The 14345-nt window shown below is 70.7% G+C and carries 11 protein-coding genes; 8 read left to right on the plus strand and 3 right to left on the minus strand.

What is annotated here, in order from left to right:
- Positions 1–100 precede the first annotated feature (100 nt).
- The 7 genes from WMF27_RS08255 to WMF27_RS08285 all read left to right on the plus strand — a co-directional run bounded on the left by WMF27_RS08255 (position 101) and on the right by WMF27_RS08285 (position 9212).
- Complete coding sequence (locus WMF27_RS08255) at positions 101–1813, plus strand: DUF885 domain-containing protein (protein ID WP_437769462.1); 1713 nt, start codon at positions 101–103, stop codon at positions 1811–1813.
- Positions 1814–1905: 92 nt separating this feature from the next.
- Positions 1906–2433 (plus strand): hypothetical protein, encoded by a 528-nt coding sequence (locus WMF27_RS08260; protein ID WP_437769461.1) that lies wholly within the window; start codon positions 1906–1908, stop codon positions 2431–2433.
- A gap of 268 nt (positions 2434–2701) precedes the next feature.
- Positions 2702–3175 (plus strand): hypothetical protein, encoded by a 474-nt coding sequence (locus tag WMF27_RS08265; protein ID WP_437769460.1) that lies wholly within the window; start codon positions 2702–2704, stop codon positions 3173–3175.
- A gap of 274 nt (positions 3176–3449) precedes the next feature.
- A protein-coding gene (prfB, locus tag WMF27_RS08270; RefSeq protein WP_437769883.1) for a peptide chain release factor 2 occupies positions 3450–4593 on the plus strand; the annotation gives its coding sequence in 2 pieces (ribosomal slippage) (positions 3450–3518 and positions 3520–4593; 1143 coding nt in all).
- Positions 4590–6311 carry a lysine--tRNA ligase gene (gene lysS / locus WMF27_RS08275; protein WP_437769459.1) on the plus strand — a complete coding sequence of 574 codons (1722 nt, stop codon included), beginning with the start codon at positions 4590–4592 and terminating at the stop codon, positions 6309–6311. The genes prfB and lysS overlap by 4 nt, the downstream gene beginning before the upstream one ends.
- On the plus strand, positions 6308–8470 hold the full coding sequence (locus tag WMF27_RS08280; RefSeq protein WP_437769458.1) for an FtsX-like permease family protein: 2163 nt from the start codon (positions 6308–6310) through the stop codon (positions 8468–8470). The genes lysS and WMF27_RS08280 overlap by 4 nt, the downstream gene beginning before the upstream one ends.
- A 7-nt stretch (positions 8471–8477) precedes the next feature.
- Positions 8478–9212: an ABC transporter ATP-binding protein gene (locus WMF27_RS08285; protein WP_272101325.1), complete on the plus strand. Its 735-nt coding sequence runs from the start codon at positions 8478–8480 to the stop codon at positions 9210–9212.
- Here the strand turns inward: WMF27_RS08285 and WMF27_RS08290 are convergent.
- The 3 genes from WMF27_RS08290 to WMF27_RS08300 form a co-directional block, all read right to left on the minus strand.
- Positions 9201–11126 carry an FAD-dependent oxidoreductase gene (locus WMF27_RS08290; RefSeq protein WP_437769457.1) on the minus strand — a complete coding sequence of 642 codons (1926 nt, stop codon included), beginning with the start codon at positions 11124–11126 and terminating at the stop codon, positions 9201–9203. The genes WMF27_RS08285 and WMF27_RS08290 overlap by 12 nt on opposite strands.
- A gap of 354 nt (positions 11127–11480) precedes the next feature.
- Positions 11481–12524, minus strand: coding sequence for an arginine N-succinyltransferase (locus WMF27_RS08295; RefSeq protein WP_437769456.1), 1044 nt, complete (start codon positions 12522–12524; stop codon positions 11481–11483).
- 186 nt (positions 12525–12710) lie between these two features.
- A complete protein-coding gene (locus WMF27_RS08300; RefSeq protein ID WP_437769455.1) occupies positions 12711–13454 on the minus strand; it encodes a shikimate dehydrogenase in 744 nt (247 codons plus the stop codon).
- A 227-nt stretch (positions 13455–13681) separates the two neighbouring features.
- On the opposite strand from WMF27_RS08300, the gene lepB reads away from it, so the two are divergent.
- Positions 13682–14338 carry a signal peptidase I gene (lepB, locus tag WMF27_RS08305; protein ID WP_437944061.1) on the plus strand — a complete coding sequence of 219 codons (657 nt, stop codon included), beginning with the start codon at positions 13682–13684 and terminating at the stop codon, positions 14336–14338.
- Positions 14339–14345 lie beyond the last annotated feature (7 nt).

Here is a 14345-nt window from a genome sequence, read left to right on the forward strand (position 1 = left end):
CGCCGCGTGAGCGACCTCCCTCCAGCAAGCGTAACGAAGACCCGACGGATCGTCTCGCGCGCCCGGAGAAAATCCGGTCGTGGCCGCATATGCTGTCGCGGTGAGCCAAGACCACGACGCGCGCGATCCTATCTTCGCCCTCAGCGACGAGTTCGTCGAAGCCTTCGCTGCCCGCTGTCCTGCCCATGCCACCCTCGCGGGCATCCCCTGCGACGAAGGCGCCTGGAACGACTGGAGCCCGAGCGGCGCCGCGTCCTGGGCCTCCACGGTCGCGTCTTTCCAGGAGCGGCTCCGCTCGCTGCCGCCGCCGCGCCCCGGGGCGGAGGCGCGGTGGGGTCGCCTCGCACGCCGTGTCATGGCGGATCACCTGGATGAGCGGCTCGACGATTTCCGTCACGGCGAGCACCTGCGCGATCTCAACAACATCGAGTCGGCGTTCCAGCACCTCCGGATGGTCTTCGACCTCATGGATGTCCACAGCGCCGCCGGCTGGGAGGCCATCGCGTCGCGTCTGGAGGGCCTGCCGCGCGCGTGCGACAGCTACCGCGCTTCGCTCGAGGAGGGGCGCCGGACGGGCCAGGTCGTCGCGCGTCGCCAGGTGTTCGCCGTGATCGAGCAGGCGCGCTACCAGGCGGGCGACGCGTCGTTCTTCCTCACCCTGCCGGCCGCTCACGAGGCGTCGGGTTGCGGCGCGGGCGCCGGCCGCGCGCGCGTCGCCGACGGCGTCGAGCGCGCGCGCGCCGCGTTCGGCGCGCTCGCCGGCTACCTGGAGCAGACGTACCTGCCGAGCGCGCGCGCCGCGGACGCCGTGGGAGAGGAGCGCTACCTGCGCCTCGCGCGCCGCTTCCTCGGCGCGAGCATCGACCCGATCGAGACCTACGCCTGGGGGTGGTCCGAGGTGCACGCCATCGAGGCCCAGATGGCGCGCCTCGCCGCCGAGATCCTCCCCGGCGCGTCGCTGCCCGAGGTGATCGATCTGCTCATGACCGACCCCGCCCGGTGCGCGCAGGGCGCCGACGAGTTCCTCCGCATCATGTCCGAGCGCCAGCGAAAGGCGCTCGCCGATCTCGACGGCGTCCATTTCGACATCCCGGCGCCCATCCGTCACATCGAGGTGAAGCTCGCTCCGCCGGGCGGCGCGCTCGGCGCCTACTACGTGCCCCCGAGCGACGGCTTCAAGCGGCCCGGCACCGTCTGGTATGCGCCCGGCGCGAAGCAGGCGTTCCCGCTCTACGAGGAGATCACCACGGCGTACCACGAGGGCTTTCCTGGCCATCACCTGCAGTGCGCGCTCCAGGTGCACCTCGATGACCGGCTGAGCCGGCTCCACCGCTTCCTGGTGACGAACTCCGGCCACGCCGAGGGGTGGGCCCTTTACGCCGAGCAGCTCATGTACGAGCTCGGTTATTTCGAGCGCCCCGATTACGTGCTCGGGATGCTCGCGGGCAAGCTGACGCGCGCCTACCGCGTCGTCCTCGACATCGGCATGCACCTGGAGCTGCCGATCCCCCGGGACGCGCCGCTCCACGCCGGCGAGCCCTGGCGCTACGAGATCGCCGTCGAGTACCTCCAGCGCCGGGCCTTCCTCCCGCTGGATCACGCGCACAGCGAGGCGACGCGCTATCTGGGCTGGCCGGGGCAGGCGATCTCCTACAAGGTCGGCGAGCGCGTCGTCCTGGAGCTGCGCGACACGCTGCGGCGCCGCCAGGGCGAGGCCTTCGATCTGAAGGCGTTTCACGCCAGGGTGATCGGCTCCGGGTCCGTCGGGCTCGACCACCTGCGCGAGATCGTGCTCGACGACGCCGCGCCCTGAGCGCTCGTCAGGCACGCGCTCGTCAGGCACGCGCGCGTCGCCCACCCGCTTCGCGCCTCGACGCGCGGCCACGCGCGTGCCAATCGACGCGGGTGAGCGCTCCCCCTGCGAACGAAGCCCCCGAGGCGCGGCCGGATGGCTCGGACCTCTGCACCGCGTGCGGCCTCTGCTGCACGGGGCTGCTCTTCGACGTCGCGCCGCTCGAGGAGCACGAGCTCCCGCGGGCCGAGAAGCTGCGCCTGCCGCTCGCTTGCAATCGGTACCACGACGCCTTCAGCCTGCCGTGCCCCTGCCACCTCGACCGGAAGTGCACCGTCTACGAGATGCGCTTCTCCGTGTGCAGCAGCTACGAGTGCGGCCTGCTCCGGCGCTGCAAGGCGGGCGAGGTGCCGCTCGGCGAGGCGCTGGCCCGCGTCGAGCGCGTGCTGCGCCTGACGGACGACGTGCGCGCGCGGGTGCCGCCGCTCGTGCCGCCGCGTCCGCTCTGGGACGAGGCCCGCGAGCACCTCCGCCGGCGCGACGCCGAGGACCCGTCGCCGGCGTGGCAGGGCGAGCGCGGCGCGCTCGTCGCCGCGCTCGGTGAGCTCCGGGTCGCGTGCAGGGAAGGGCTCGATCCGTAGCGCCGGCGCCTCGCGAGGGCCGCGGAGCGTGGGTAATGGTCTTTCCCATGCCCGGGGTCCAATTCGCGGGGCGCTCCACCGTGCTTTGGAGATCTCCCCCTCTCTGTCCTGCAAAGATCTCCAGGGCCCCCAGGACACCGACGGGCGCTGAGGCTCCCATGCTTCGTCCAGGCCGAGCGTGATCCGCCCTCGGCTGCGCGCGCCGCGCCCTCGTCAACGTGCTTGTCTCGGCCTCCCGGAGGCAGGCTCCAGGCCGTATATACGACCCATGGAACCGACGATCCGCCGGATGACCAACAAGTATTCTGCCATCGCTGCAGTGATCAGCTTCGTCACTCAGCCCATTCCCGGCGCAGATGAGTTGATCGTGGTTCCCATTCATTACTCCTTCTCCGTGTCGCTGACCCGGCGCCGGGGCGTGCCGCTCCGCAGGGCTCCGTGGCTGCAGGTGAGCAAGATCATCTGGGGTGGTGCGGCCGTAAGGCTCTTCGCCAACTTCACGCTCGGCCTCGTCCCGGTCGCCGGTCTCTTCTCCAATGCGGTCACCGCCGTCGCCTTGACGGAGTTCCTGGGCCGCTACCTCGACGCCGCGCTGAGCAGCGAGGCGCCGCCTCCCGCGGTCTCCATCAGGGCGATCAGGGATGCCCTGCGGAGCCCAAGGCGAGCGCGGAGCGCTCAGCGGTTGTGGTTCAGGATCCGCCGCGCCGTCCGGGAATCCGTCCCTGCGCCGACTCCTGGTTGAGGCGCCCTGTCCCGCTGGACGGGAAGCCCGGAGCTCGCGCGGCCTCGGGGCGCCCGGCGCTCGTGACGCGGTCCACGGCCAGGGAATCCGCGGCGCCGGGTCATCCGCCGCACCCTCTCCCGCCTGCGCGCCGCGTTGACGAGCGCGTCGCCGGCGCGCCCGACGCGGAGCCGACGTGGAGCCGGCGTGGAGCCGCCTCGGTCCGCCCGCGCGCGGCGGTCCCGCCTGGCGTCTCTCCTGGCGATCGCCGTCCAGATCGAATAGATCCCCGGCCATGCTCTCCGAGACCCGCGAGAAAGTCCTCGACATCAAACGGCGCTTTGAGGCGCTAAGGGGGCATCTTTGACGTCCCCAAGCTCGAACGGATGCTCCAGGATCTGACCCAGACGACGCTGTCGTCGGGGTTCTGGAACGATCAGGAAAAGGCCCAAGCCGTCCTCCGCAAGCGCGCCCTGGTCGAGTCGAAGCTCGAGGTGGCGCAGCGGCTCGGCCGCGAGATCGAGGATCTCGCGGAGTACCTCGAGCTCGGCGCTGCCGAGGGCGACGAGGGCGTCATCGCCGACGCCGACGCGCAGGCCGACGCCATCGCCGGGCGCCTGCGCAAGGTCGAGCTCGATCGCATGCTGTCCGGCCCCGCCGACCGCGGCAACGCCATCGTCAGCATCCACCCGGGCGCCGGCGGCACCGACGCGAAGGACTGGGCGTCCATGCTCCTCCGCATGTACCTGCGCTTCTGCGAGCGCCGCGGGTACAAGACGGAGATCATCGACTACCAGGACGGCGACGAGGCCGGCATCGACGCCGTCACCCTCACGGTGACCGGCGACGCCGCGTACGGCTATCTGCGCTCCGAGGCCGGGGTCCACCGCCTCGTCCGGATGAGCCCGTTCAACGCCGATCACACGCGCCAGACCGCGTTCGCCGCCGTCGAGGTCACCCCGGACAGCGACGACGAGATCAACATCCAGGTCAACGAGAAGGACATCGAGATCACGACGATGCGCGCCGGCGGCAAGGGCGGGCAGAACGTGAACAAGGTCGAGACCGCCGTTCGCCTGCGGCACATCCCGACCGGCCTCAACATCGTGTGCCGCGCCGAGCGCAGCCAGCACCAGAACCGCGCGATGGCGATGAAGGTCCTCAAGGCGAAGCTGTACGAGATGGAGCTCCAGAAGCGGGAGGCCGAGGTCCAGGCCTACAACGCCGCGAAGAGCTCCATCAACTTCGGCAGCCAGATCAGGAACTACGTCCTCGCGCCCTACCGGCTCGTCAAGGACGTGCGCACCTCCACCGAGGCCACCGACGTGGACGCCGTCCTCGACGGCGATCTCGAGGGCTTCATCGAGGCCTACTTGCTCGCCGCGGCCGGCGGTTCGCTCAGGAAGGGCGGCTCGGTCGCGGAGGACGACGCTCCGTGAGCCAGCAAAAAGACAGACCCAACGACAAGAAGACCGAGCGGCTCGTGAAGGAGGCCGCCGAGGCCGCGCGCGCCGAGGAGACGCTGATCGCCACCCGCAAGGCGAAGGCGGCCCGCCTCCGCGCCCGCGGCGACAACCCGTTCGCCAACGACGTCACGGAGGGCGAGCCGCTCGTCGAGCTCGCGGCCGTCCGCGCCCGCTTCGACGGGGCGCGGGCCGCGGCCGAGCCGAGGCCCGAGGGCGCGGCGCCCGAGCGATCCGCCTCCTCCTCGGCGGATCGCTACGATCCAGCGCGCGTCGAGCCGGTCCCGTTCCGCGTCGCGGGCCGGGTCCTCTTCGTGCGCTCGTTCGGCGGCGTCACCTTCGTCCGGCTGCGCGACCGCACCGGCGAGCTCCAGCTCTACTGCGAGCAGGGGGGCCTCGCCGATTTCGAGCGGCTGGAGGACATCGATCTCGGCGACTTCGTCGAGGCCCGCGGCGTCGCGATGGCGACGCAGAAGGGCGAGCTCTCGATCCGCGCAGAGCGCCTCCGGCTGCTCACGAAGGCCTACCGCCCGCTGCCGACCAAGACGAGCTTCAAGGACGTCGAGTCGCGCTACCGCATGCGGTACGTCGATCTCGTGGCCAACCCGCACGTCGCGGGGGTCTTCCGCGCCCGCACCGCGATCGTCGCCGCGCTGCGCGAGTTCCTCGACACCCGCGGCTTCCTCGAGGTCGAGACCCCGACGATGCACACGCTCGTCGGCGGCGCGGCCGCGAAGCCGTTCAAGACCCACCACAACGCGCTCGACCTCGGGCTCTTCATGCGCATCGCGCCGGAGCTCTTCCTGAAGCGGCTCGTTGTCGGCGGCTTCGAGCGCGTCTACGAGATCGCGCGCTGCTACCGGAACGAGGGGCTGTCGACGCGGCACAACCCCGAGTTCACGATGCTCGAGTACTACCAGGCGTACGCGACGTACGAGACGCTGATGGACGCCACCGAGGCGATGCTCCGCCACGTCGACGCCCGCCTCGCCGAGCGGCTCCCGGCCGAGCACGCGGCCTGGGCCGCGCAGCGCACGTACTCGCTCGAGCGCTTCGAGCGCGTCCCCATGGCCGAGGGGATCGCCCGCGCCCTGTCGAAGTCGGGCCTGCCGGCCGACGTCCCGCAGCGCGTCGCCGCGGACGACGCCCCGATCAAGGAGTGGGCGAAGGCGGCGAAGGCGAGCGGGCGCGAGATCGACTGGACGAACTTCCGCGCGGGCGCGAAGAAGTGCGAGTCGCCGGGTGAGCTCGTCTTCTGCGCCTACGAGTACGTGGTCGAGCCGTTCCTCACGAGGGACTACCGCACGGAGGCGGGCGACAAGAGCGTCCCTGTCTTCATCATCGACTATCCCTTCGAGGTCTCCCCGCTCGCGCGCAAGAAGGACAGCGATCCTTCGCTGGTCGACCGCTTCGAGCTCTTCATCGACGGCCGCGAGCTCTGCAACGCCTTCAGCGAGCTCAACGACCCAGAGGACCAGGACGCGCGCTTCCGCGCGCAGGTCGAGAAGAAGTCCCGGGGCGAGGAGGAGACGATGGATTACGACGCCGACTACGTCCGCGCCCTGGAGCACGGCCTCCCGCCGACGGCGGGCTTCGGCATGGGGGTCGATCGCCTGACGATGCTCCTCACCGGCGCGACCTCCATCCGCGACGTCATCCTGTTCCCGCTCCTCCGTCCCGAGACCGACGCGTGATCGAGCTCTCCAGGTCGTTGCAGGCCGCGCTCCTCGCCGCCGTCGCTCTGGGCATCGTCCTGCTCGCCTGGCGGGGCTACACCCGCTTCGACAAGAAGGGCGAGCTGGAGCCGCGGCGCCCCGGCGTCGTGCGCGCCGGGGTCGTGGTCGCCCTCACGGGCGCCAGCCTGCTCGCGCTCACGCTCGTCGCGTCCAGCGGGCACGGGAAGGGCCTCGCGCTCATCGGCGCCTTCTTCGCGAGCAACACCCAGTTGATCGCCCAGCTCGTCGTCGCGCTGGTCGTGGCAGGCGCCCTCCGGCTGTTCCGGGCCAGGACGGGTGCGGACAACGCCCGGTGGCTCTCCGGCAGGTGGGGCTCCAGGGCCCGCGTGGGGCTCCGCGTGCTCGGCGCGACGTCCCTGCTCGCCGCGCTCGCGATCGCCGTGCTCTGGGTCGCGGTCCTGCCCATCCAGCCGACCTTCAGGTGGATCCTTGGAGGCACGCTGTTCGGCGCGGGCGCGGGCTATCTGGTCGCCGGGAGCCGCCCTGTCCGCAAGGGGCTCTATCGCGCGCTCGGCTGGTGGTGGGGCGCGCTCGTGGGCGTGAGCTTCGGCGTCACCGCGACGCTCACGGCCAGGATGCCCGCCGGAAAGGGCGCGTCGTTCAATCCGACGGATCAGATCATCCGCTTCACCGCGCTCGTCTCGAGCGTCGTCTTCCTGTTCTTCGTGCTGTCGGCGCTCCTGCCGCTCGCCCTCGACGCGCTCGAGCGCCGGAGCTTCGTGCCCCACGTGGCCGCGCGCCACGTGCGCGCCTCGAAGAGCGGCTTTCTCACGGTCATCTCGGTCCTGTCGATGGCCGGCGTCGCCGTCAGCTCGTGCGCCCTGTGCTCGGTGACGAGCATCATGGGCGGCTTCGGCGCCGACCTGAAGCGCAAGATCCTCGGCAACAACGCGCACATGGTCGTCGACGCCTCCCGGCCTGGCGGCTTCGGCAACTGGGACGACAAGCTCACCCAGGTGCGCGTCGCCCTCGCGCCCTACGGAGGCGCCGCGACCCCGGTCGCGGCCGGCGAGGCGATGGGCTCGAGCGCCTCGAACACCGCGGGCGCGCTCGTCCGCGGCATCGATCCGGACACCATCGGGCAGGTCATCGACCTCGCCAAGAACCTCGAGGTCGGCAGCTTCGATTACCTGCGCGAGCCCGAGAAGCTGACGAGCCTGCCTCCCGAGGAGATCATCGGTCGAGGTCCGGGCGGGGAGCCGTACTTCAAGGGGCCGGACTTCCGCCAGCCGACGGACGTCGACCCGTCGGTGCGCGACTACCTGAAGGTGCAGACGCGCGTGTACCCGGGCGTCATCATCGGCCGCGAGCTCGCGAAATCGCTCCACGTGCTCGTCGGGGACGAGGTGACCCTGCTGTCGCCGATGGGCGAGCTCGGCCCCACCGGCGTGATGCCGCGCTCCCGCAAGTTCCGCGTCGCGGCGATCTTCTATAGCGGCATGTACGAGTACGACGTCACGCACGCGTACGTCTTGATGGAAGAGGCGCAGAAGTTCTTCAGCCTCGACGACAAGATCACCCACATCGACATCCGGGTCCCGGATCCCGAGCGGGTGCAGGAGGTCCGCCCGGCCGTGGAGGCGGCCGTCGCCGCGAGCGCCGCGCTCGACGAGGCGCCGGAGGGAGGAAAGCCGCCGCCGCAGCTCCGCGTCCGCGACTGGATGGAGATGAACAAGAACCTCTTCAGCGCGCTCAAGCTGGAGAAGATCGCGACGTTCATCATCCTGTCCATCGCCATCGCGGTCGCGAGCTTCTGCATCGTCTGCACGCTGCTCCTCATGGTGACCGAGAAGGGCAAGGAGATCGCCGTCCTGAAGGCGCTGGGCGCCTCGGACAACGCGGTGATGCGCGTGTTCATGCTCGAGGGCGTGATCATCGGCGCCATCGGCACGATCTACGGTGTCGGCACCGCGCTCGCGGTCTGCACGGGCCTGTACTGGTTCGGTGTCCGGCTCGATCCGGACGTCTATTACATCGACCGGTTGCCCGTGAACGTGAACCTCTCCGACTACGCGATGGTCGCGGTCGCGTCGATGCTCATCTGCACCATCGCCACCATCTACCCGGCCCGCGCTGCCTCGAGGCTCTCTCCGGTCGACGGGCTCCGCTACGAGTAATCACTCCATGTCCACTCCGCTCGTCGTCGTCGAAGACCTCCGCAAGACGTTCGTTCACATGGGCCGCGAGCTCCACGTGCTTTGCGGCATCGACATCGTCATCAACCAGGGTGAGGTCGTGGCGTTCGTGGGCCCCTCCGGCGCCGGCAAGAGCACGTTCCTCCACTGCATCGGCACGCTGGATCTCCCGACGAGCGGCCGCATCCGCCTCGGCAACGACGAGCTCACCGGCCTCCCGGGCTCGCGGCTCGCGGCGATCCGGAACCGGACGATCGGCTTCGTCTTCCAGTTCCATCACCTGCTCCCCGAGTTCAACGCGGTCGAGAACGTGATGATGCCGGGCCTCATCCAGGGGAAGACCCGCCGCGAGATGGAGCCGCTCGCGCGCTCGCTGCTCGCCGAGGTCGGGCTCGCGGCGCGCGCCACGCACCGGCCGGGGGAGCTGTCGGGCGGCGAGCAGCAGCGCGTGGCCCTGGCGCGGGCGCTCGTCCTGTCGCCGAAGCTCCTCCTCGCCGACGAGCCGACCGGCAACCTCGACACCGCGACGAGCGACTCGATCCACCAGCTGTTCTTCGAGATGAACCGCAAGCACGGCACCACGATCGTGGTGGTGACGCACAACCTCAGCTTCGCCGAGTCGATGCCGCGCGTGGTGACCATGCGCGACGGGACGATCGAGAGCGATCGCATCGGCAGCGAGCGCGCCGCGGCCCTCGGGTACCGCGACGGCTCAGCCGGATAGCCGCTCGCTCAGGAACTCGGCCGCGCGCAGCGACATGGCCATGATGGTCATCTGCGGGTTCACGCCGAGCGACGAGGGGATCGCGCTTCCATCGCACACGTAGAGCCCGGCGACGTCGTGCGCCTGGTGGTCCGGCCCGAGGCACGATGACCGCGGATCCACCCCGATACGGCACGTCCCGAGCGGGTGGAACGCGGCCACGTCGAGGTCCCCGGCCTTGATCTGCCGCGCCTTGAGCCGCTCCAGGTCCGCGGGGCCGTTCACCTCGTCGCAGCCGGCGACGAGCGGCAGGACGCGCCGCGCCCCCGCGGCCAGGAACACCTCGCAGAGCAGCTCGACCCCGCGCTGCATCCTGGCGACGTCCTCCCGGTTCATCGTGTAGAGCACGAGCGGCGTGCCGCCGATCCCGGGCCTCACCTCGCCGCGGCTCGTGTCCTTGATCATGAACCCGAACGTCGCGAGGTGCGGGTACCGCTCCATCAGCTCCGTGTAGCGGCGTCCCGTCCAGGGCACGGCCAGCGCGGCGACGTCGAACGGGAGCGAGCCCCCCTCGAACATCAGCCCTTCGTCGGCGAAGTGGTCGATCTGGTAGCCCTGCGGGATGCCTTGCCACTGATCGATCCGCTCATCGAAGAGCGCCATCACCTTCGACGCCGGGTGGATCGAGAGGTTCTTTCCCAGCGCGCCGCTCGACAGGCACGCTCCGCTCCGGCGCAGGAGCAGCGGCGTCATCAGCGCGCCGCCGGCCACGACGACGGCCTCCGCCCGGACCACGAGCCGCGGCGGCCGCCCTGCGCCGCGGCCGCCGCGGCCTCCGGCCCTCGTGTCGCCGCCGAGCACTGCAGTCGCCCCCCGCGCGCGGCCCGCCACGATGTCGATCGTCCTGACCCGCGCCGCGGTGATGAGCTGCGCGCCCCGCTTCAGCGCCTCGGGCACGTAGCTCACGTCGGTCGAGCGCTTGGCCCCCGTGGGGCAGCCGAAGCAGCAGAGCCCCTGCCCATCGCAGTCCGGCGCGTTGCGCTGGAGCGGCCCGTGCCGCAGCCCGAGCCGCTCCGCCCCGCGCCGGACGATCGGCCCGATCGCCCCGAGGTGCAGCGGGTCGGCGGGGGCGACCTGGAGCATGCGCTCGACGCGCTCGTAATAAGGAGCGAGCCCGCCGGACGAGAACTCCGCCGGGAGCCCCATGCCGTCTCGCCACGACGCGAAGGTGCTCTCCGGAGCCCGGTAGCATGTACCGGAGTTGATCACGGTGCTCCCTCCGACGGCGCGCCCCGCGAACACCGGGATACTCACGTTGCCGAGCGTCATGTCGAGCCCGTGGTCGCGGTACATCTCCCGGTAGGCGCGCGCGGGCCGTCCGGTGAAGCTCGAGCGGCGGTGGAAGTCGCCCTCCTCGAGCATGAGCACCGCGTGTCCGCGCGACGCGAGCTCGTAGGCCGCGGCCGCTCCGCCGGCGCCGGTGCCGATCACGAGGACCTCGCACTCGAGCTCCAGGTCCTCCTCGACCTCGCGCCCGTCCGTCACCTGCGCGAGCCAGCGCGGCGCCTCGTCGCGCACCGTGGGCAGCTCGTAACGGCAGCCGACGTGCCTGAACATCTCGGGCCGGTCGTAGTGGACGAACCTGAGCGGCGTGAGCGCGGCGCGGAGCAGCGAACGCAGCGTCCGCGCCCGGCTCAGCTCGAAGCCGCGGAGCACCGTCATCCGCTCCTCGAGCGGCAGCGCCGACAGCGGCCTGAGCCGGAACGGAAGGGGAGCGAGCTCTATCGCCCACAGCGCCGCGCGCACCCCCTGCGCCAGGTGCGGCGGGATGGAGCCGAGCCAGGCCGAGAGTCGGCTGGCGGTCGCGGCGCCCGCGCCGTCGAGGAAGCGGCCGGGCGGCATCGCCGCCTCGGCGAGCGCGGCGGCGATACGCATCTCTCGCCCAGAGAGCCTGGGCTCCGGGCCGCCGTTTGCCTCGGGGGCCCTCTCCGCGCCGGTATCCTCCCTCGGTGTCCCGGGCCTGCGTTCCCTCCGCTCCAGCGCAGGCAAGCGCCCGAAATCGAGGTCCAATCCAAGGGTCATGGTCCTCCGAACCGCTCGTGAAAACTTCTGTTAATTCTGTAGCAATAGAATCGCCGCGATGCAAGGCGGCCTGAGCTGCTGGTGAACGTGGCGCGCAGGCGGGCCGATCCGCTGGTCTCGCGCGTGCTGGACGTGGCGCGCAGGCGGGCTGATCCGTCGCTCATCCGCGCGCTGGATGCGCGCTGGACGTGGAGCGCAGGCGCCCTGTCACGGCATCGGCAAGATCCAGATCGGCGAGCGAGGCTGGAGCTCGAGGTGCTTCCAGGCGTCCTCGGCGATCGCCATGCCGAGCTCTCCCTCATCGCGGAGGCTCGCGGCGACCGCGCGAAAATAAGGGGCGTCTGGGCGCTCGATCGCGAGGATGCCCTTCGGATCCGACGGGCTCGGGGTGAACGGGCGGCCCGCCTTCGCCCGGCGCGTATCGCGCACGAGCGAGATTTCGTCCATGCGGGCGGTGAAGTGCGGCCCTCCGTCGAACGGATCGACCCTGTGGGCATAGCGGAAGCCGACGCGGCGGAGCAGCTTCTCCACCCCCCGGGTCTGCGCCCCGACCTTCCCGATCACGCGCTGCGCGTCCTCGGGCAGCAGCGAGGCGTAGAGGGTCCCCTCCGGGAAGAGCCCCTTGATGAACTCCTTGTTCTTCTTGGAGAGGAGATCCGCGTCGGCATAGCTCATGTCGGTGAACTTGCGCCCGAGCGCTTCCCAGAGGTGGCTTGTCCCGTCCGGCTCGAGGGGGGGCATCAGCTCCGCGAGGATCTCGTCCTGGAACAGCGCGGATCGCGCGGCCATGTAGAGGAAGCGAACATAGGAGATCATCGTGCCGAGCCGCTCGGGCCCTTGCCGGTACTCCGGCATGAGCACGAGCCCGCCGATCTCCGTGGGGCCGTTGTACGAGTAGCCGATGCGCAGCACGGTATGATGGAAGTGCTTGTCGATCGTGGCCGAGTACTTCTCCTCGTCGAGCACGTCGAAGAAGATGTAGGGGACGCCGCGCCGGCCGAGCTGCGCGATGATCATCGACGTCCCGACGATCATGCCCTTGTCGCCCTTCGTCAGGTCGACGAGGACGAAGACGTATTGGCGGAGGCGGGGATCCTGGATCGCCCCGTTGAAGCTCTTGTGGCTCTCGGCGACGATCTCGTGGATTGCGTCACGGTTGTTCGGCAGGTTGACCGAGTTCAGGTGGCGCGCGACATAGAGGAGCTGTTCCTCGTCGCCGGTCACGGCTGCGCGTATCTCGAACGAGATCATCGCCGGAAGCCTACGCGTGGCGCCCGTCCTTGGCCATTGCTCCGGAGGCCGTGCGCGCGGCGCAGAGCGGCGATCTCCGCGCGCCCTGGCGGCCGGACAGCGCGAGCCTGGCGCGGGACGTCGCGCGCGTCAGCCGGGCTCAGCGCGCGACGCCTCGTCCGCGGCGTCGAGCGGCGGCTCCGCGCGTCAGCCGAGCTGAGCGCGCAGCGCTTCGTCCATGGCATCGAGCGGCGGCTCCCGCCCGGTGTACAGCCGGAACTGCTCTGCAGCCTGGTGGAGGAGCATCCTCCCGCCGTGAACGGCGGTCGCTCCGCGCCGACGCGCCGCCGCCACGAGCTCCGTGATCATCGGTTTGTACACGATATCCATCACCAGGAGACCTTCCCGCAACACCTCCTCCGGGACAGGGCTTCGTGGATCGACCTCGGCCATGCCGAGCGACGTGGCGTTCACGAGGACGCCGTGGTCGGGCGAGAGCGCCGCTGCGTCGAGCGGCACGGCCGCCCCGCCGACCGCCGCCGCGAGCTGCCGCGCCTTCTCGAGATCGCGGTTCGCCACCGTGACGCTGGCGCCCCGCTCCACGAGCCCGAACGCGACCGCGCGCGCCGCGCCGCCGGCGCCGAGGAGCAGCACCCGCGCGCCCCCGAGCTGCGTCACCTCCTCGAGCGCCCGCACCGCGCCGATCCAGTCGGTATTGTAGCCCCTGAGGCGCCCGTCGTTGTTCACGATGGTGTTGACCGCGCCGATCCGCTCGGCGACGGGATCGAGCTCGTCGAGCAATGGAATTACCGCCTGCTTGTAGGGCATCGACACGCCGAGGCCGCGGATCCCGAGCGCGCGCATCCCGCGCGTCGCGCCTTCAACATCGGTCACCGCAAAAGGGATATAGGTAAAATCGAGCGCCAGCGCGCGGTAGCCGGCGAGGTGCATGGCGGCCCCTGTCGTTACCGGATGACGCGACATTGATCCGCAGAGTGTGAGGCGGCCCAGAGCTCGGGAGAGTGGTGCAGTCGATGAAGTGGAGCCGTGCATGCAGCGAAGCTGGCTTGTCTCGAGCGCGGATGCTAGCCCCGCCAGAGATGAGCGAGCCCAGCGTTCCCCGGCCGGCGGTGGAGGCCGCGGCGGCGTGCCTCCAGCCCGACAAGGCCGGACTTTTCATGCCTCGATCCGATCGCGCGTTCGCGCGGCGCGCCTACCAGACGGTCGCGCCGCTCGGGCGGAGCCTCCTCAAGGTCCTCGCGGCGCTCGCGATCCTCACGCTGGGTCGCTCGACCCTCGCGGACCAGTACCACGTGCCCACCGGCTCGATGTGGCCGACGATCACCCCGGGCGATCGCATCCTCGTCGACAAGGTCGCCTACGGGCTCCGCGTCCCGCTCACGGATCATTACCTGTTCGAGCGCAGCGGGCCGAGCGCCGGCGACGTGGTGCTCTTCGCGGATCCGCGCGGCGGGTCCACCCTCCTCGTCAAGCGGGTGATCGCGCTCCCGGGCCAGACGGTGATGCTCCGGCAAGGCGTGCTGTACGTCGACGGTGCGGCGCAAGCCCTCGAGCAGCTCGGGGACGGCACGAGGGTGGAGCACCTCGGCGAGGTCACACACGCGGCCGGCGAGCCCGACTTCGACGCGTTCGGTCCGGTCGTCGTCCCGCCGGACCACCTCTTCGTGATGGGCGACAACCGCGCCGCCTCGCTCGACAGCCGGGCGATGGGGGCGGTGCCGAGGGAGCTGCTGCGCGGCCGCGTGCTCCGCGTCGTCTATCACCACGACGCCGCGGGCTTCGATCTGTCCCGCGCGCTGCGGAGCGTCGACTGATCGGCTG

This window comes from Sorangium sp. So ce281, from assembly GCF_051527395.1.
Taxonomy (GTDB): Bacteria; Myxococcota_A; Polyangia; order Polyangiales; family Polyangiaceae; genus Sorangium; species Sorangium cellulosum_B.